The organism is Marinobacter lipolyticus SM19, assembly GCF_000397065.2.
Classification (GTDB): Bacteria; Pseudomonadota; Gammaproteobacteria; order Pseudomonadales; family Oleiphilaceae; genus Marinobacter; species Marinobacter lipolyticus.
Genome location: NZ_KE007317.1, coordinates 89074 through 106751 on the forward strand (window position 1 = coordinate 89074; position 17678 = coordinate 106751).

The following is a 17678-nucleotide window of genomic DNA, read 5'->3' on the forward strand; positions in this document are numbered from 1 at the left end:
AGATGTCAACTGAGATTAAAGCCCCCGTTTTTCCAGAGTCGGTCGCAGAGGGTACCGTCGCGACCTGGCACAAGCAGCCGGGTGAAGCCTGCTCCCGTGATGAACTGATTGTCGATATCGAAACCGACAAGGTTGTTCTTGAAGTCGTTGCACCGGCAGATGGTGTGATCGAAGACATTGTGAAAGGCGAAGGCGACACCGTGGAAAGCGGTGAAGTGATCGGCAGATTCAAAGAAGGTGCAGCGGGTGCATCAAAGCCGGCTGAGAGCAAAAAAGAAGAAGCTCCAAAGGAGGAGGCCAAGAGTGAGACTCCGTCGGGCGACGCAATTCTAAGCCCTGCGGCCCGCAAGCTGGCTGAAGAAAATGACGTTGATCCGAATGCCGTTAAGGGTACTGGAAAAGACGGAAGGGTCACCAAGGAAGACGTCCAGAATCATGTGGATAGCTCCAAGTCTTCTGGCGCTGCCGCAAGTCCGAAACCGGCCGATGACATGCCTCAGGTAGAGTTGGCTGCCGGCGAGCGCCCTGAAAAGCGCGTTCCGATGACCCGTCTGCGTGCCAGCATTGCCAAGCGTCTGGTCAGTGCCCAGCAGAATGCTGCGATGCTCACCACCTTCAACGAGGTGAACATGGCTCCGATCATGGAGCTGCGCAAACAGTACCAGGACAGCTTTGTGAAGCGTCATGGCATCAAGCTTGGTTTCATGTCGTTCTTCACCAAAGCAGCCACCGAAGCCCTGAAGCGCTTCCCCGCTGTGAATGCTTCGATTGATGGTAACGACATGGTTTACCACGGTTACCAGGACATTGGTGTGGCCGTATCCACGGACCGTGGTCTGGTGGTTCCGGTGATTCGCGATTCCGATGCTCTGGGCCTGGCGGATATCGAGAAGAAAATCGTCGAATATGGCACCAAGGCCAAAGATGGCAAGCTGGGCATTGACGAGATGACCGGCGGAACCTTCACCATTACCAATGGCGGTATCTTTGGCTCCCTGCTTTCCACGCCGATCCTGAATCCGCCGCAGACCGCTATCCTGGGCATGCACAAGATTCAGGAGCGTCCGATGGCGGTCAACGGTAAGGTCGAAGTCCTGCCGATGATGTACCTGGCGCTGTCCTATGACCATCGCATGATTGATGGCAAGGAAGCGGTGCAATTCCTGGTGGCTATCAAGGAAATGCTTGAGGATCCGGCACGTATTCTGCTGGACGTCTGAGCTGACACTTAACGAATTGGAAAACGGGATCAAATATGTCTGATAAGTACGACGTCATCGTCATTGGTGCAGGCCCTGGTGGCTATGTAGCTTCGATCAAAGCCGCACAGCTCGGTCTGAAGACTGCGTGTGTGGAATCCTGGACTGCTGAAGATGGTAAAGCGCAGGTACTTGGTGGTACCTGTCTGAACGTGGGTTGTATTCCTTCCAAGGCTCTGTTGGAAATTTCCCACAAGTTTGAGGAAGCCAGCCACGATTACGAGACGCAGGGTATCATCGCCAAGGATGTCAGAATCGACATCGCCAAGATGATGGAGCGCAAGAGCGGTATCGTGAAGCAGCTGACCGGCGGTATCGCCGGTCTGTTCAAAGCCAATGGTGTTACACCCATTCATGGCCACGGTAAGTTGCTGGCCAATCGCCAGGTTGAAGTCACCGACAAGGATGGCAAGACCACCACGTACGAGGCAGAAAACGTCATCCTGGCGACCGGCTCCAAGCCGATCGAGATTCCGCCTGCGCCGTTTGACGGTGATTACATCGTGGATTCCGAGGGTGCGTTGGAGTTCACCGAAGTGCCCAAGCGTCTTGGCGTCATTGGTGCCGGTGTTATTGGTCTTGAGCTGGGCAGCGTATGGTCCCGTCTGGGATCGGAAGTGACGGTGATCGAAGCTCAGGATACGTTCCTGCCAGTGGTTGATCAGCAGGTTGCCAAGGATGCGCAGAAGCAGTTCAAGAAACAGGGACTGGACATTGTCATGGGCGCACGTATGACCGGTGCTGAAGTCAAGCGCAAGCTGGTTAACGTGACCTATGAAGACGCGAGCGGCAAGCAAGAGAAGAAATTCGACAAGCTGATCGTGGCCGTTGGCCGTCGCCCCTACACCGATAATCTGCTGTCAGAAGACTCCGGCGTGAAGATGGATGAGCGTGGTTTCATCTTCGTGGACGATAACTGCAAGACTGAAGCTCCGGGTGTCTGGGCGATTGGTGACGTGGTTCGTGGTCCCATGCTGGCACACAAGGCATCCGAAGAGGGGGTCATGGTTGCCGAGCGGATCGCCGGCCATAAGCCGCAGGTTAACTACGATTGCATTCCAAACGTCATCTACACGGCACCGGAAGTGGCCTGGGTTGGCAAGTCCGAAGAAGAGCTCAAGGCCGAAGGCGAGGCTTACAAGGTGGGTACTTTCCCATTTGCAGCCAACGGTCGTGCCATGGCCGCCAACGCAGCGTCCGGACTGGTTAAGATCATTGCCGACGAGAAGACGGATCGAATCCTTGGTTTCCACGTTGTGGGACCACAGGCATCCGAGATTGTGGCTCAGGGCGTGATCGCCATGGAGTTTGGCTCCAGTGCAGAAGATCTGGCTCTGACCTGCTTTGCGCATCCGACTCTGTCTGAGTCTGTGCATGAAGCAGCCCTGGCTGTCGATGGCGGCGCGATTCATATCGCCAACCGCCGCAAAAAGAAGTAACGCAGAACAGGAAACAGGGGCGCCAATGACGGCGCCCCGCTGCCATAAAACGGTTGGTTTCCGACTGCGTCCGTGGTGTGCTGAGGTGATCCCCGGCATGCCTAGCCGAATTCGCACCAGGTTGTTGTCGGGTTTATGGCCTAAATCCGACAGGATCCGGCGGGTTCATTTCCGTACGTGGTTATCCTCCATCAAAAAGCGGGACATTAACTATGAATTTGCATGAATATCAGGGCAAGCAGCTGTTCGCTGAATATGGCCTGCCAGTATCCAAGGGCATTGCCTGCGATACCCCGAAAGAAGCAGTCGCTGCTGCCGATGAAATCGGTGGTGACGCCTGGGTTGTCAAGGCACAGGTGCACGCAGGTGGCCGTGGTAAGGCCGGCGGTGTAAAGCTGGTCAAGAGCAAAGACGAGATTCGCGCGTTCGCCGAGCATTGGCTGGGCAAGAACCTGGTGACCTACCAGACCGACGAAAATGGTCAGCCGGTCAGCAAGATTCTGGTTGAATCCCTCACTGATATCGATCAGGAGCTGTACCTGGGTGCGGTTGTTGACCGTGGTACCCGTCGGATCGTGTTCATGGCCTCCACCGAAGGCGGTGTTGAGATCGAGCAGGTTGCCGAAGAAACTCCGGAAAAGATCCTGAAAGCTGAAATTGATCCGCTGGTTGGCGCACAGCCGTACCAGGGTCGCGAACTGGCTTTCAAACTGGGTCTGGAAGGCAAGCAGATCGGTCAGTTCACCAAGATTTTCCTCGGCCTGGCCAAACTGTTTGAAGACCGTGATCTGGCGCTGCTGGAAATCAACCCGCTGGTTATCACTCCGGCCGGTGACCTGCACTGCCTGGACGCCAAGATCGGCGTTGACGGCAACGCACTTTACCGTCAGAAGCAGGTTCACGAGATGCATGATCCTTCACAGGAAGATGCCCGTGAAGCAGAAGCGGCCAAGTGGGAACTCAACTACGTAGCCCTGGAAGGTAACATCGGCTGCATGGTTAACGGCGCTGGTCTGGCCATGGGTACCATGGACATCATCAAACTGTCCGGTGGCCAGCCTGCCAACTTCCTGGATGTAGGCGGCGGCGCGACCAAAGAGCGTGTTTCCGAAGCGTTCAAGATTATCCTGTCCGACGACAATGTGCAGGCGGTTCTGGTTAACATCTTCGGCGGCATCGTACGTTGCGACATGATCGCAGAGGGCATCATTGGCGCCGTGAAGGAAGTGGGCGTCAAGGTTCCTGTGGTTGTTCGCCTGGAAGGTAACAACGCCGAACTCGGCACCAAGGTCCTGGGTGAGAGTGGCCTGAACATCATTGCCGCCACCAGTCTGGCGGATGCCGCAGAGCAAGTCGTTAAAGCCGCAGGGGGTAAATAATGAGCATCCTGATCAACAAAGACACCAAGGTTATCTGCCAGGGCTTTACCGGCGCACAGGGTACTTTCCACTCTGAGCAGGCGATTGAGTATGGTACCAAGATGGTTGGTGGCGTAAGCCCGGGCAAGGGCGGAACCGAGCACCTGGGCCTGCCGGTGTTCAACACCGTACGTGAAGCCGTCGAGAAAACCGGTGCGGAAGCAACGGTTATCTACGTACCCGCTCCGTTCTGTAAGGACGCCATCATTGAAGCCGCAGACGCTGGCATCCAGCTGATTGTGTGCATCACTGAGGGTATCCCGACCATCGACATGCTCTACGCCAAAGAGTACGTGGATCGTAAGGGCGTGCGCATGATTGGTCCGAACTGCCCGGGTGTGATCACTCCGGGTGAGTGCAAGATCGGCATCATGCCCGGCCACATCCACAAGCCGGGTAAGGTCGGTATCGTATCCCGTTCAGGCACCCTGACGTATGAAGCGGTCAAGCAGACCACGGACTTTGGCTACGGTCAGTCTACCTGTATCGGTATTGGTGGTGACCCGATTCCGGGCTCCAACTTCATCGATATCCTGCAGCTGCTGCAGGACGATCCGCAGACTGAAGCCATCGTGATGATCGGCGAAATCGGCGGTACCGCCGAGGAAGAAGCCGCTGCGTTTATCAAGGACAACGTCACCAAGCCTGTAGTTTCCTACATCGCTGGTGTGACTGCGCCTCCTGGCAAACGTATGGGCCATGCCGGTGCGATTATCTCCGGTGGCAAGGGTACCGCAGACGAGAAGTTTGCTGCCTTGAATGACGCCGGTGTCAAAACCGTGCGTAGCCTGGCCGAAATCGGCAAGGCGCTGAAGGAAGCAACTGGCTGGTAAGTCATTACCGCTGGTAAGAAAAGCCCCCGGGTCTGCCGTCAGGCGCCGGGGGCTTTTTCGTTTTGCAACTGGTGCTTGATGGCTGTTTTTCAAAGGCTTCTTAACGCGGGCCCTACATAAGACTATAATGCCCGGTCAGCCTGCTCTAAGATGGGCTGGTTTAACATCATCAGAAGGAGTTCGTGCTTTGAGTTCTGTAGATTCCCAGCAACGGGTTTTGTCCGGGATGCGTCCGACCGGCAAGCTTCATCTTGGTCACTACCACGGTGTTTTGAAAAACTGGGTGAAACTCCAGCATGAGTATGAGTGCTTCTTCTTCGTCGCTGACTGGCATGCGTTAACGACCGATTACGAAGACACTTCGGGCATCGAGCAGAGTGTCTGGGACATGGTCATCGACTGGCTGGCAGCCGGCGTTAATCCTGGTTCTTCCACAATGTTTATCCAGTCCCGGGTGCCAGAGCACGCGGAACTGCATTTGCTGCTCTCCATGATTACCCCGCTGGGTTGGCTGGAGCGCATCCCCACCTACAAGGACCAGCAGGAAAAGCTGCGGGAGAAGGACCTGGCGACCTATGGATTCCTGGGTTACCCGCTGCTGCAAAGCGCCGACATCCTGATGTACCGTGCCGGTAAAGTCCCGGTTGGCGCTGATCAGGTCTCCCATGTGGAGATTACCCGTGAAGTTGCCCGTCGCTTCAACCATATCTACGGTCGCGAGCCAGGCTTCGAGGAGCAGGCGGAAGGCGCAATCGTCAAAATGGGCAAGAAGAACGCCAAGCTGTATCGCAATCTCAAGAAGCGTTATCAGGAAGCGGGCGACCTGGAGGCTCTTGAAACAGCCAGGGCGTTATTGAAAGAGCAGCAGAACATTTCCCTGGGCGATCGCGAACGGCTGTACGGTTACATCGAAGGTGGCGGCAAGGTGATTCTGCCGGAGCCCCAGCCGCTACTGACACCGGAATCGAAAATGCCGGGGCTGGATGGACAGAAGATGTCCAAGTCCTACAACAACTACATTGGTCTTCGTGAGGACCAGGACTCGGTTGCCCAGAAAATTCGCACCATGCAGACCGACCCTCAGCGGGTCCGTCGGACGGATCCGGGAGAACCCGAGAAGTGTCCGGTGTGGGGCATGCACAAGATCTATTCCGATGCGGACACCCAGGAATGGGTGCAAGCAGGGTGCCGAAGTGCCGGAATTGGTTGCCTGGAATGCAAGAAGCCGCTTATCGATGCGATTATTGAGGAGCAGCGGCCACTCCACGAACGCGCCCGGGAGTATGAAGGCAACCCGGATCTGGTGCGGTCCATCATTGACGAGGGATGCGAACAGGCTCGCGATGCTGCCAGGGATACCCTGGAAGAAGTTCGCGCCGCGATGGGGTTGAATTACCGTTAATTGCGGAGTCTGTGCTTCTGCACGTTGGAGAATGTATGACCGATGACACTGTGAGCAATTCGCAGGCCGATACGGGAGAGGAGGCGTCACCGTCCACTCCCGAGCAGGTGCCCCTGGCTCTGGTGTCCGGTAAGCCCGTGGTGGACCTGCCGCGGGATCTGTACATTCCGCCCGACGCCCTGGCGGTGTTCCTGGAAGCCTTCGAGGGGCCCCTTGATCTGTTGTTGTACCTGATCCGCCGCCAGAACATGGATATTCTGGATATCGATGTCAGCGAAATTACCCGTCAGTACATGGACTATATCGGTGCCGTGGAAGCGATGCGATTTGAGTTGGCGGCAGAGTATCTGGTTATGGCTGCCACCCTGGCGGAAATAAAATCCCGAATGCTGCTGCCCAGGCAGGAAAGTGATGACGACGAAGAGGTGGATCCGCGAGCAGAACTGATACGCCGTCTGCAACAGTACGAGCGCTTCAAGAAAGCGGCCGAGGACCTGGATCAGCTTCCGCGTCAGGAGCGGGATACCTTTGCCGGGTCGGCTGCGATACCGACATTACCATCCAGCCAGCCACATCCGGATGTGGAGCTGACCGAGCTACTGTTTGCGCTTCAGGGGGTGCTCAAGCGGGCTGACCTGTTCACCAGCCACCATGTCGAACGGGAGAAACTGTCCACCCGGGAACGTATGTCGGCTATTCTCTCGGTGCTTCAGGGGGATCGCTTTGTGAACTTTGAAAGTCTGTTCACGCCGGAGGAAGGTCGTTTGGGCGTGGTTGTGACATTCCTGGCGACGCTTGAGTTGGTGAAGGAGCAGCTGATAGAGGTAGTCCAGGGAGAAGTCCTTGGGCCCATTCATGTCAGGGCCAGAGCGTCCAGTTAAGCGAAAGCACGAGTTCCATGAACGAAGAGAACCTGAAAAAGATCCAGGCGATTATTGAAGCCGCACTGCTGGCGGCAGGAAGGCCTTTGTCATTTGATCAGCTGAGGGAGCTTTTCCCGGAAGATGAACGGCCAGCCCGGCAGATCATGGAACACGCTCTGGTGTTGCTCGAGAGTGCTTGTGAAGGTCGCGGGTTTGAATTGAAGAAGGTTGCCAGTGGTTATCGGCTTCAGGTGCGTGAGGAATACGCTTCCTGGGTCGCGCGATTGTTTGAAGAGAAGCCCCAGCGGTACTCCCGGGCATTGCTGGAAACCCTGGCGTTGATTGCGTATCGCCAGCCGATCACCCGGGGTGAAATCGAGGATATTCGCGGGGTTACTGTCAGCAGTAACATCGTGCGAACCCTGTTGGAGCGCGAGTGGGTGAGGGTAGTTGGCCATCGGGATGTACCCGGCAGGCCAGCCATGTACGCCACGACGCGCCAGTTTCTGGACTACTTCAATTTGCAGGGGCTGGATCAGCTACCGCCCTTGTCGGAAGTGCGGGATCTGGAAGAAATTGGTCGGGAAATTGAAAAGAACATGCAGGCGGAGATCGAGTTTGAATCAGGATCTTCAGCCAGTGATGGGGAAGGAGATTCCGGTGAACCGGATCAGGATGCCCCATCGAATCAGACACTTCACTGATGCCGCGGGCATCAGCCCACTGAAAGGATAAGTTCATGGCGTCAGAGCGCCCCGGTAGGTCTGGAGGAAAACCCTCCGCTCCCCGTAAAACACCGACGACCGCTGCCAGTGGTCCGGAAAGAATTCAGAAGCTCCTGTCCCGTGCGGGTGTTGGTTCCCGCCGTGAGGTGGAAGGTTGGGTGGAAGCCGGCCGTTTGACGGTCAACGGACAACTGCCGGAACCTGGCCAGAAGGTGACCATCAGCGACCGGATAGAGCTGGATGGCAAGCGCCTTGATCTGGCCTCTGGTTCAGAAGTCGTCCGCCGCGTGCTGATCTATAACAAGCCCGAAGGGGAAGTCACCACCCGCCGTGATCCGGAAGGCCGGCCGACGGTATTCGATAGTTTGCCCAGGCTCAAGGATCACCGCTGGATCTCCATCGGTCGTCTGGATATCAACACCACCGGTCTGGTTCTGTTCACCACCGATGGAGAGCTGGCCAACCGGCTGATGCATCCATCCAGTGAAATTGACCGGGAATACGCTGTCCGCGTCTTCGGCGAAGTGGACGATGCGATGCTGCAGCGCCTGATGGACGGCGTACTACTGGAAGATGGCATGGCCAAGTTCACCGATATCACGCCGGCCGGTGGCAGCGGGATCAACCGTTGGTTTCATGTCACACTGCTGGAAGGGCGGAATCGTGAAGTGCGTCGTTTGTGGGAGTCCCAGGGGGTACGAGTCAGCCGGTTAAAACGGGTTCGCTACGGGCCAGTGTTTCTTCCGAGCCGCTTGACGGTTGGCAAATGGGAAGAACTGGATCAGAAGGCGGTCGATATGCTCAGCAAGACCGTTGGTCTGGAGTCCGTTGCCATACCCGCCAAGACCCCGAACGAGCAGGCGGCGCTGGATCGTAAGCGTAATAAGCAACCCGGTCGGCCGGGACGTAAATCCGCAGGGCGTAAATGGGATGTGAGTTCAACCAAGCCAGCAAGCCAGGCCAAGAAGCCTGCAAGGAAGCCGGCGAAAAGCATTAAGAAGAGCTAACTGATACTGGCAAAGACCCGGGTGCAGTTGCGACCGTGGTCTTTTGCGCGGTACAGGGCCTCATCAGCTCGTGCGAGCCATTGATCCGAAGCTTCACCGGTCAGATGCGTGGCGACGCCACAGCTGGCAGTCACGGAGACGTTGATGTCTCCGCAATTAATAGCAATGTTGCCTATGTACTCGCGTACCCTGTCTGCCACGTTGCGTGCTTCCAGTTCTCCTGTGTGTGGCAGGAGTATCGCAAATTCCTCGCCACCGAAGCGATACACGGAGTCAGAACTGCGGACGGATTTTTCAAGCTCGCAGGCGGCCAGTTTTAGCAAGTGATCACCCACAATATGACCGTAGTTGTCATTGATCGCCTTGAAGTGGTCCAGATCACAGAGAATCAGTGAATACTGATCACCATGGCGATCGGATAGCCGGCAGGCTTGCTGGAGAGCAGTATCCATGGCGCGCTTGTTGGGTGTGCCCGTCAGCGAATCTGTTAGCGCGGCGTGTTCAATGGCATGAAACCGGCAGGCATTTCTTATTGGGCAAATTGCGGCTCCCAGCATCATTTCAATCGCCTCCAGTTCCTGCTCTGTAAACTTCTGCCGGCGTTTCAGTGACAGTGTTCCGTAAAACTCTCCCTCCAGGTTCAGGCGGTATTCACAGCGATGGGGGCCACCCATACCCGAAGAGAACACGAAATCTGTTCCGCCAATCTGATGACGGTAGTTCAGTGTGTCGATCGGGACTATCTCGCTGATCTCACCAGCCAGAATCGCCAACTGATCCTCCAGGGATAGCGTGGTAGAAAGCCGCCTGGTCAGGCGCGTCATAGGGTCGGTAGATTCATTCCAGTCCCGATGAGCCTGTCGCAGGGCCGCAAGTTTCTGTGGCTGAGGGCCGGAATTCGCGATTGACGGTTTATGTTTCACTGGGAATGACCCTGTTCAAATATTTCCTTTTGATAAGCACGAATTGTGCCTCTAGAATAAACAATTGAGAAAACAAGAATATGCAATGATGTCCTGAGATTGATTATAAATGCTGTCTTTCAATTTTCTCGGAGCGTCAGTTTTTCGGCGATTTTTTTCCTCTTCTGCAAGGGGTGGTCGAAATGTCAGACAAGGGGATGGGGTCTGCCAATCCCTGTGGTAAACTTTTGCGCTTATTATTGTGCCGTCTGCAGCAAGCGAGCGACCAACTTTATGAGGTTTCAGGCTCCCGAAAGTCTTTCCGAGCAAATAGCCCAGCACCTGGGGCAGCGGATCATGACCAGTGATCTCAAGCCCGGGGAACGAGTGCAGGAACTCAAAGTGGCAGGCGAATTGAATGTCAGTCGTGGTTCCGTCCGCGAGGCATTGTTGATTCTCCAGCGTCGCCACCTGATCGAGATATTCCCACGCCGGGGCGCCGTAGTATCCAGACTGACACCTGAACTGGTGAACAGCCTGTACGATATCTACATCGATCTCCTGTGCATGCTGGGTCGCAAGATCATGCAGCGATGGTCACAACAGGAATTGGCCGGGATCGTGGGGCATGCCCGGGAGCTGAAGGCTGTTACCGATGCCTTGAATGCCTCTGGCAGTGAGGCCGCTGAGGAAGTGATTGAAGCCGGCTTCGGTGTCTTGCGTTATGCCTACACCCTTGTTGAGAATCCGTTTCTTGAGGAAACGCTGGAAAACTTCCGTCCGGCTATCAGTCGCACCTACTTCGTTGCGCTCGAGAATTTTCGCGAGGAACAGGTGGAAACCGGTCGTTTCTTCTCTGAGGTTGCGGATGCAGCGGCCTGCGGGGATGCTGAAAGGGTCGAAGCCGCCATCATCAGGTTCGGTGAACACCAGCGTAGCCAGGTGCTAAGGATACTTACGGAGGAGGCAAAGGCCTGATATGCGCCTGAAGTCCATCAAACTGTCCGGTTTCAAATCCTTCGTTGATCCGACCACGGTGCCTTTTCCCACCAATATGACGGCCGTGGTTGGTCCTAACGGATGCGGCAAATCCAACATCATCGATGCGGTGCGCTGGGTCATGGGGGAAAGTTCCGCCAAGTATCTGCGTGGCGAATCCATGACCGACGTTATTTTCAATGGGTCCAGCGCTCGCAAACCCGTGGGACAGGCTTCGATTGAACTGGTGTTTGATAACAGCGACGGCTCCGCGCCCGGGGAGTTTGTAAAATTCAATGAGATTTCCGTCCGCCGTCGAGTCTCTCGCGAAGGCCAGTCTGAATACTTCCTGAATGGATCGAAGTGTCGCCGTCGCGACATAACCGATCTGTTCCTGGGAACCGGCCTGGGGCCACGAAGCTACGCGATCATTGAGCAGGGGATGATATCCCGGCTGATTGAGGCCAAACCGGAGGAGTTGCGGGTATACATTGAGGAAGCCGCCGGTATTTCCAAGTATAAGGAACGACGCCGGGAAACCGAAAACCGCATTCGCCGTACCCAGGAAAACCTGGAGCGACTCACAGACCTCCGGGACGAGCTCGGTCGCCAGTTGCAGCACCTTGAACGCCAGGCTGCTGCAGCAGAGAAGTACAAAGCCTACAAGCAGGAAGAGCGACGGAAAAAGGCAGAACTGACAGTTCTGCGCTGGAAGTCGCTGGATAACGATTTGCAGACCTGGCGTTCAAAAATTCGGGACACTGAGCTGGAGCTGGAAAAGTACCTGACCGATCGCGTCAACCTAGAAACCTCACTGGAAACCCTGCGGGACAGCCACCAGGAGCGGACCGAGCATTTTAACCGGGCACAGGCACGATTCTATGAGGCCGGTGCCGATATCGCCCGTATTGAGCAGAGTCTTGAGCATCAGCGCGAGCGCGGCCGTCAGATTGCCACCGAGCTGGACCAGGCCATGGCGAACCAGCGGGAACTGGCGCGGGAACTGGAGCAGGATGAAGAGAAGCTCTCCGGTATCCAGGAAGAGCTGGACATGATCGAACCGGAGCAGGAGGCCCTGGCGATCCGGGCAGAGGAATCCGGGGAGAAGCTTCAGCTTGCAGAGGATGCCATGAGCGACTGGCAGCACACATGGGAACAATTCAGTTCCCGTTCTTCGGATGCACGTCGCCAGGCTGAACTGGCCCAGTCAAGAATACACTCACTCGAAAACGCCATTACTGAACTCAAGAACCGCCAACAGCGCCTTAAGGACGAGCAGGACTTGCTTGAGGGACAGTTGGATCGTGCTGAACTGGACGAGTTGTTGGAGCAGCAGGAAACCCTCGAACTGCAGCGCGAGGACGCGGCTGACCGGATCTCAGGGATTCAGGACGAGCTGTTTGACGCCCGTCAGCAGCAGAAGGATGCCGAGCAGAAGGCGTCTGATTATCGCCAGAAGGTACAGAGTCTTCGCGCTTCGCTGGAATCCCAGCAAGCGATGCTGGATGAGCAGATGGGAGGGCAGGACGATGCACTGCAGTCCTGGCTTCATGAGTTCGGATTGGAATCCGCGCCCAGGGTAGCCCAGCAGCTCAGCATCGATAACGGTTGGGAGTTTGCTGTTGAGCAGGTGATCAGTCGTTTCAGTCAGGGGGTGAGTGTCGCGGGCATGGATTCGCTCCATCATGCCATGTCGGGCGCGCCCAAAGGACTGGCGCTGGTCAATGCCGAGAGTCAGGGTGTGGAGCGCTCTTCGGGACTTGCCTCCCGGGTATCAGGGGCTGGCGCTGTCACTGGACTGTTAGCCGGAATAGACACTGCGGATGATCTGGACGACGCGCTCGCCAGGCAGGCCAGTCTGAATGCCGGGGAAAGCGTCATTACCCGGGAAGGGGTCTGGATATCGCGGGACTGGATTCTGATGCCGGACTCCGACGCTGCCCACGTGGGGGTGATAGAGCGCCAGAAGAAGGTCAGCCAGTTATCTGAAGAGCTGGATGAGGCTGAGGCGTTGTTGCAGGAGGCCAATGAAGAACTGGAGGGCTTGCAGGAGAAATCTGAAAGGGCAGAAGCCAACCGGGATGAGGCCCAGGGCCGACTCAACGATGCGGAGCGCGAGCTTGGTGGACTGTCCTCGAAGATCAGCGGTCTGAAAGCCAGGGCGGAACAGATCGACGCGCGTCTCCAGAGGATTCGTGAAGATGCCGAGGATGTGGCTCTGAACCTGGAAGAGCAGCTCGAACAATTGCAGGAAGTCCGGGAAGAATGGCAGGAAGCACTGGCGTCCACCGAAGACAATGATGAAGAGAAAGAGCAGCTGCTGGAACGCCGCGACTCGCTTCGGGAAAATCTCGATCATCTTCGCCAGGAGGCCCGCCATGACCGGGACCGGGCCCATCAGCTGCAATTACAATTACAGTCCCTGAACAGCCAGAGGGACGGCTTGCGGCAGACCATCGATCGCATGCAAATGCAGAAGGAGCGGCTGGAAGAGCGGCTGGAGATCCTTCGGGAATCCCGCGAAAGCGTGGAGGAGCCGGTGGAAGATCTGCAGATGCAGCTGGAAGGGTTGCTGGATCGCCGCCTGGCGGAAGAAGAGAAACTGGGTATTGCCAGGGACGCGCTGGAAGAAATCGATCGTGAGGTTCGGGAAAAGGAGCAGGGCCGAAGCCGCACGGAGCATGAAGTTCAGGATATCCGTGCCCGGCTTGAAAAGCTGAAGATGGAGTCTCAGGCTCTGGAAATCCGCTCCGGTAACCACATTGAACAGCTTACGGAACTGGATGTGAAGTTACAGGAGGTGCTGGAGCAGCTACCTGAGGATGCCACGGAGCAGGAGTGGGCGGACGAGCTGGAGAAAATTGGTAACCGGATCCAGCGTCTGGGAGCCATCAACCTGGCGGCTATAGAGGAATACCAGGTCCAGAGTGAGCGCAAGACCTATCTGGATAGTCAGCATGAAGACCTGATGGAGGCTCTGGAAACTCTGGATAATGCGATTCGCCGGATTGACCGGGAGACGCGCCAGCGCTTCAAAGAGACATTCGATCAGGTGAATGGTGGCTTGCAGGCGCTGTTTCCCAAAGTCTTCGGGGGTGGGAGCGCTTCGCTTGAGCTCACCGGCGAGGATTTGCTGGAAACTGGAGTTACCATCATGGCACGGCCGCCGGGCAAGAAGAACAGTACCATTCACCTGCTTTCCGGTGGTGAAAAGGCACTGACGGCCATCGCGCTGGTGTTCTCCATTTTCCAGCTCAACCCGGCACCGTTCTGTATGCTGGATGAGGTGGATGCACCGCTGGATGACGCCAACGTTGGCCGTTATGCCAATATGGTCAAGGAGATGTCAAAGCAGGTGCAGTTCATCTACATTACCCATAACAAGATCGCGATGGAAATGGGGGATCAGTTGATGGGGGTCACCATGCACGAACCCGGGTGTTCGCGGCTGGTGTCTGTGGATGTGGAAGAGGCAGCCGCCCTGGCGGAGGCGTAAGGCATCTTTTGTCAGGGTGCCCGGAAGTCCGCCAAAGATGACAAAAAGGCCATATGGCCCGCCTGTGCGTTGTATTCATTACAGGCTTTTCTTAGAGTAGCAACGATATCCGATCTGCAAACAGGACAGCATCACTATGTCACTAAGGGAATGGTTAATTGCCATAGGTACCCTGGTTATCATCGGCATTGTCATCGACGGTTTTCGTCGCATGCGCCGGGCACGTAAGGAATCCATCGCGATTTCGTCAGGTATGGGGGCCAATGACCTGGACGAATCACCGCTGGACCAGGATTACAACCCGGAGCTACCGAACGGTGGCGCCCGGACTATCTCCCGGGACACACTCGAAGAACGGGGTTACCTGAAGCGGGAGCGACCCAGCCGCTTTGGCAATCCGGTGCAAAAACCGACGCGCCCGATCATCAGTGATGAAGCCAAAAAGGCTGCGGCTGAAGAAGAGTTGCTGCAACAGGCAGATGGTGAAAACGAAATTGGCTTCCAGGCTGATCGTCGGGAAATGGTTGAAGCTCCCGATACTGGTTGGGGAGCGAATGACGATGAGCCGGACCTTGGTGAGGGAATTGTCAGTGAACCGCCGCCCGAAGAGCAACCGGAACAGACGGTTTCAAATCCTCCTCCCACGGTGACCAGCGAAGTTCAGGAGGATACCGCGCGGCGGGATCATTCCCCGAAGCGTTCGGATCAACCACTGGCCGGCGCCAATCGCCCGGAGGCGAGAGAAGTTGTCGTTATTAATGTGTTGGCTCGTAACGGAAAGGATTTCAAGGGCAGTGTGCTGAAGGAGCTGTTTGAGGCCTGTGGTCTGGAATACGGCGATATGGATATCTACCACCGCCATGAGGCGTCAGACACCACCAGTCCGGTACAGTTCAGCGTGGCCAGCGCTGTTGAGCCCGGAACCTTCCGGCCGCAGGACATGCCGACCCTGTCGACTCCGGGAATCAGCTTCTTCATGAGCATGCCAGGACCATCCAATGCTCTCCAGGCCTTTGACTTCATGCTCGAAACTGCTCAGTGCGTGGTTCGCAATATGGGCGGAGAACTTAAAGACGAACGTCGCAGTGTGATGACGCCACAAACCATTGAGCATTGTCGTCAGCGCATCCGCGAATTTGAACGCAAGCAACGGTCGCCCCGGCACTAACGCCTGCCGCTATCGTTGAGAGTAAAATACCCGGTAGAATCCGGGTATTTTTTTGTAGATCCAAGGGATTACAGGTATGAGTACAGCGACTCCGGAGACGGTAAGCCGGGTACAGGAACTGCGGAACATCATAGACGAGCACAACTATCGTTATTACGTGCTGGACGATCCCCAGGTGCCGGATGCCGAATACGATCGCCTGTTCCGGGAGCTTCAGGATCTGGAGGCCAAACATCCCGAGCTGGTTACCGATGACTCGCCCACACGTCGGGTCGGCGCCAATGCGGAGACCAGTTTTGAAGAAGTAGTACACCGGGTGCCCATGTTGTCGCTGGACAACGCCTTTAACGAGGATGAACTGAGGGACTTTGACCGTCGGGTAAGGGATCGCTTGAAAACCGGTGATGACATTGAATACGTCTGTGAACCCAAGCTCGACGGCCTCGCCGTCAGTCTGCATTACGAGCACGGAGTTCTCATTCGCGCCGCCACTCGGGGCGATGGTTACGCCGGCGAGGATATCACTGCCAACATCCGCACCATCCCGTCCGTGCCCCTGAAACTCCGGGGAAGTGACGTTCCGGAAACGGTGGAAGTCAGGGGTGAGGTGTATATGCCCAAAGCCGGGTTCGAGAAGTTGAATCAGACGTTGGCCAACAAGGGTGATAAAACCTTTGTTAACCCACGCAACGCCGCGGCTGGCAGCCTCAGACAGAAAAAACCGTCGGTGACCTCGCGTCGGCCTCTGGAAATGTGCGCCTACAGCGTTGCCGTGACCGACGACTCGATACTGCCTGACACCCATTGGGACTGCCTGCAACAGGTCGGGCAATGGGGCTTCCGCATAAACCCGGAAATGAGCAAGGCTACAGGCGCGGACGAATGCCTGGCGGCCTACCAGGCGATGATGGACAAACGAGGTGAACTGCCATACGAGATCGATGGAATCGTCTTCAAGGTGAACAGCCTGGCATTACAGCAGGCGTTGGGGTTCGTGTCCCGGGCGCCGCGCTGGGCGATTGCCCATAAATTTCCCGCTCAGGAAGAGCTTACCGTTATTGAAGACGTGGAATTTCAGGTTGGTCGCACCGGGGCGGTAACGCCAGTTGCCCGTCTCAAGCCGGTGTTTGTGGGTGGTGTAACCGTCAGCAACGCCACCCTGCACAACATGGATGAGATTCGTCGCCTGGACGCCCGTATCGGAGATACGGTATTTATAAGGCGCGCAGGTGATGTGATTCCCCAGGTCGTCAAGGTGGTGCTGGAAAAGCGGCCAGACAACGCCCGTGAGGTAGAGCTTCCGAAAACCTGCCCGGTTTGCGATTCAGACGTTATCCAGATTGAAGGCGAGGCCGTGGCTCGTTGCTCCGGTGGCTTGTATTGTCCCGCCCAGCGCAAGGAAGCAATCCGGCATTACGCGTCCCGCAAGGCCCTGGATATTGAAGGTCTGGGAGACAAATGGATCGATATCCTGGTAGACAGGGACATGGTGAAGACCGTGGCGGACCTCTACGGATTGACCAAGGAAGACCTCACCGGGCTGGAGCGAATGGGTGACAAGTCCGCTACCAACCTGCTGGCAGCTATTGATAAATCTCGGCATCCGGTGCTTTGGCGCTTTGTCTACGCGCTGGGGATACGCGAAGTCGGGGAGGCAACGGCAAAATCCCTCGCCAGTTACTTTGGTACTCTGGAGGCGATTGCTGAAGCCGACGAAGAGGCGCTCCAGCAAGTGCCGGACGTTGGACCTATCGTCGCCGGCCATATTCGAAGTTTCTTCGACCAGCCCCATAACCAGGAGACGATTGCTTCGCTGAAGAGCGCAGGCGTTCAGTGGCAAACGGAGGAAATTACGGCTGAGCCAAAGCCATTACTTGGAGAAACCTGGGTATTAACGGGAACGCTGACGGAAATGACTCGGGATGAGGCGAAAGAGCGCCTGGAAAAACTGGGTGCCAAGGTTGCGGGCAGCGTTTCCAAAAAAACATCGTGTGTGGTCGCCGGAGAGGCCGCTGGTTCCAAGCTGACCAAAGCCGAGTCCCTTGGGGTCAAGGTACTGGATGAGGACGGATTTCGCACCCTACTGGAGTCCCTCGGCGCATAGCCAATCAGGCCGGGATCCTCAGCAGGGGGCCCGGCCTGCGAATCTGAGAACTCGCGCAGATCCCCCCGCGTACAAATTGATTAC

General features: G+C 56.4%; 13 protein-coding genes. 12 read left to right on the forward strand and 1 reads right to left on the reverse strand.

Annotated features, from left to right (window positions below):
- Positions 1 to 2: 2 nt before the first annotated feature.
- The 8 genes from odhB (at position 3) to rluB (ending at position 8946) form a co-directional block, all read left to right on the forward strand.
- Positions 3 to 1220, forward strand: a complete 1218-nt coding sequence (gene odhB / locus MARLIPOL_RS06835; RefSeq protein WP_012137317.1) for a 2-oxoglutarate dehydrogenase complex dihydrolipoyllysine-residue succinyltransferase — start codon at positions 3 to 5, stop codon at positions 1218 to 1220.
- A gap of 35 nt (positions 1221 to 1255) precedes the next feature.
- A complete protein-coding gene (gene lpdA, locus MARLIPOL_RS06840; RefSeq protein WP_012137318.1) occupies positions 1256 to 2698 on the forward strand; it encodes a dihydrolipoyl dehydrogenase in 1443 nt (480 codons plus the stop codon).
- A 212-nt stretch (positions 2699 to 2910) separates the two neighbouring features.
- Positions 2911 to 4077: an ADP-forming succinate--CoA ligase subunit beta gene (gene sucC / locus MARLIPOL_RS06845; protein ID WP_012137319.1), complete on the forward strand. Its 1167-nt coding sequence runs from the start codon at positions 2911 to 2913 to the stop codon at positions 4075 to 4077.
- A complete protein-coding gene (gene sucD / locus MARLIPOL_RS06850) occupies positions 4077 to 4949 on the forward strand; it encodes a succinate--CoA ligase subunit alpha (protein WP_012137320.1) in 873 nt (290 codons plus the stop codon). The genes sucC and sucD overlap by 1 nt, the downstream gene beginning before the upstream one ends.
- A 187-nt stretch (positions 4950 to 5136) precedes the next feature.
- Positions 5137 to 6351, forward strand: a complete 1215-nt coding sequence (locus tag MARLIPOL_RS06855; RefSeq protein WP_012137321.1) for a tryptophan--tRNA ligase — start codon at positions 5137 to 5139, stop codon at positions 6349 to 6351.
- A 35-nt stretch (positions 6352 to 6386) separates the two neighbouring features.
- The gene (locus MARLIPOL_RS06860) at positions 6387 to 7232 is read left to right on the forward strand and encodes a segregation and condensation protein A (RefSeq protein WP_012137322.1); all 846 of its coding nucleotides are present in this window, start codon (positions 6387 to 6389) and stop codon (positions 7230 to 7232) included.
- A 17-nt stretch (positions 7233 to 7249) separates the two neighbouring features.
- Entirely contained in the window at positions 7250 to 7918 is a 669-nt protein-coding gene (gene scpB / locus MARLIPOL_RS06865; RefSeq protein ID WP_012137323.1) for an SMC-Scp complex subunit ScpB, read from the forward strand.
- A gap of 35 nt (positions 7919 to 7953) precedes the next feature.
- The gene (gene rluB / locus MARLIPOL_RS06870; protein WP_012137324.1) at positions 7954 to 8946 is read left to right on the forward strand and encodes a 23S rRNA pseudouridine(2605) synthase RluB; all 993 of its coding nucleotides are present in this window, start codon (positions 7954 to 7956) and stop codon (positions 8944 to 8946) included.
- Here rluB and MARLIPOL_RS06875 read toward each other — a convergent pair.
- Complete coding sequence (locus tag MARLIPOL_RS06875) at positions 8943 to 9869, reverse strand: GGDEF domain-containing protein (protein WP_036190930.1); 927 nt, start codon at positions 9867 to 9869, stop codon at positions 8943 to 8945. The genes rluB and MARLIPOL_RS06875 overlap by 4 nt on opposite strands.
- Before the next feature lie 273 nt (positions 9870 to 10142).
- On the opposite strand from MARLIPOL_RS06875, the gene MARLIPOL_RS06880 reads away from it, so the two are divergent.
- The 4 genes from MARLIPOL_RS06880 to ligA all read left to right on the forward strand — a co-directional run bounded on the left by MARLIPOL_RS06880 (position 10143) and on the right by ligA (position 17594).
- Positions 10143 to 10826, forward strand: a complete 684-nt coding sequence (locus MARLIPOL_RS06880; RefSeq protein ID WP_012137326.1) for a GntR family transcriptional regulator — start codon at positions 10143 to 10145, stop codon at positions 10824 to 10826.
- A gap of 1 nt (position 10827) precedes the next feature.
- On the forward strand, positions 10828 to 14322 hold the full coding sequence (smc, locus tag MARLIPOL_RS06885; protein WP_012137327.1) for a chromosome segregation protein SMC: 3495 nt from the start codon (positions 10828 to 10830) through the stop codon (positions 14320 to 14322).
- Between the two features lie 136 nt (positions 14323 to 14458).
- Positions 14459 to 15490 carry a cell division protein ZipA gene (zipA, locus tag MARLIPOL_RS06890; protein WP_012137328.1) on the forward strand — a complete coding sequence of 344 codons (1032 nt, stop codon included), beginning with the start codon at positions 14459 to 14461 and terminating at the stop codon, positions 15488 to 15490.
- Positions 15491 to 15566: 76 nt separating this feature from the next.
- A complete protein-coding gene (gene ligA / locus MARLIPOL_RS06895; RefSeq protein ID WP_012137329.1) occupies positions 15567 to 17594 on the forward strand; it encodes an NAD-dependent DNA ligase LigA in 2028 nt (675 codons plus the stop codon).
- Positions 17595 to 17678 lie beyond the last annotated feature (84 nt).

What these genes read in the sequence shown, in the direction of transcription:
- odhB (WP_012137317.1), top strand. Translation starts at nt 3, where the DNA reads ATGTCAACTGAGATTAAAGCCCCCGTTTTTCCAGAGTCGGTCGCAGAG.
- lpdA (WP_012137318.1), top strand. Translation starts at nt 1,256, where the DNA reads ATGTCTGATAAGTACGACGTCATCGTCATTGGTGCAGGCCCTGGTGGC.
- sucC (WP_012137319.1), top strand. Translation starts at nt 2,911, where the DNA reads ATGAATTTGCATGAATATCAGGGCAAGCAGCTGTTCGCTGAATATGGC.
- sucD (WP_012137320.1), top strand. Translation starts at nt 4,077, where the DNA reads ATGAGCATCCTGATCAACAAAGACACCAAGGTTATCTGCCAGGGCTTT.
- MARLIPOL_RS06860 (WP_012137322.1), top strand. Translation starts at nt 6,387, where the DNA reads ATGACCGATGACACTGTGAGCAATTCGCAGGCCGATACGGGAGAGGAG.
- scpB (WP_012137323.1), top strand. Translation starts at nt 7,250, where the DNA reads ATGAACGAAGAGAACCTGAAAAAGATCCAGGCGATTATTGAAGCCGCA.
- rluB (WP_012137324.1), top strand. Translation starts at nt 7,954, where the DNA reads ATGGCGTCAGAGCGCCCCGGTAGGTCTGGAGGAAAACCCTCCGCTCCC.
- MARLIPOL_RS06880 (WP_012137326.1), top strand. Translation starts at nt 10,143, where the DNA reads ATGAGGTTTCAGGCTCCCGAAAGTCTTTCCGAGCAAATAGCCCAGCAC.
- smc (WP_012137327.1), top strand. Translation starts at nt 10,828, where the DNA reads ATGCGCCTGAAGTCCATCAAACTGTCCGGTTTCAAATCCTTCGTTGAT.
- zipA (WP_012137328.1), top strand. Translation starts at nt 14,459, where the DNA reads ATGTCACTAAGGGAATGGTTAATTGCCATAGGTACCCTGGTTATCATC.
- ligA (WP_012137329.1), top strand. Translation starts at nt 15,567, where the DNA reads ATGAGTACAGCGACTCCGGAGACGGTAAGCCGGGTACAGGAACTGCGG.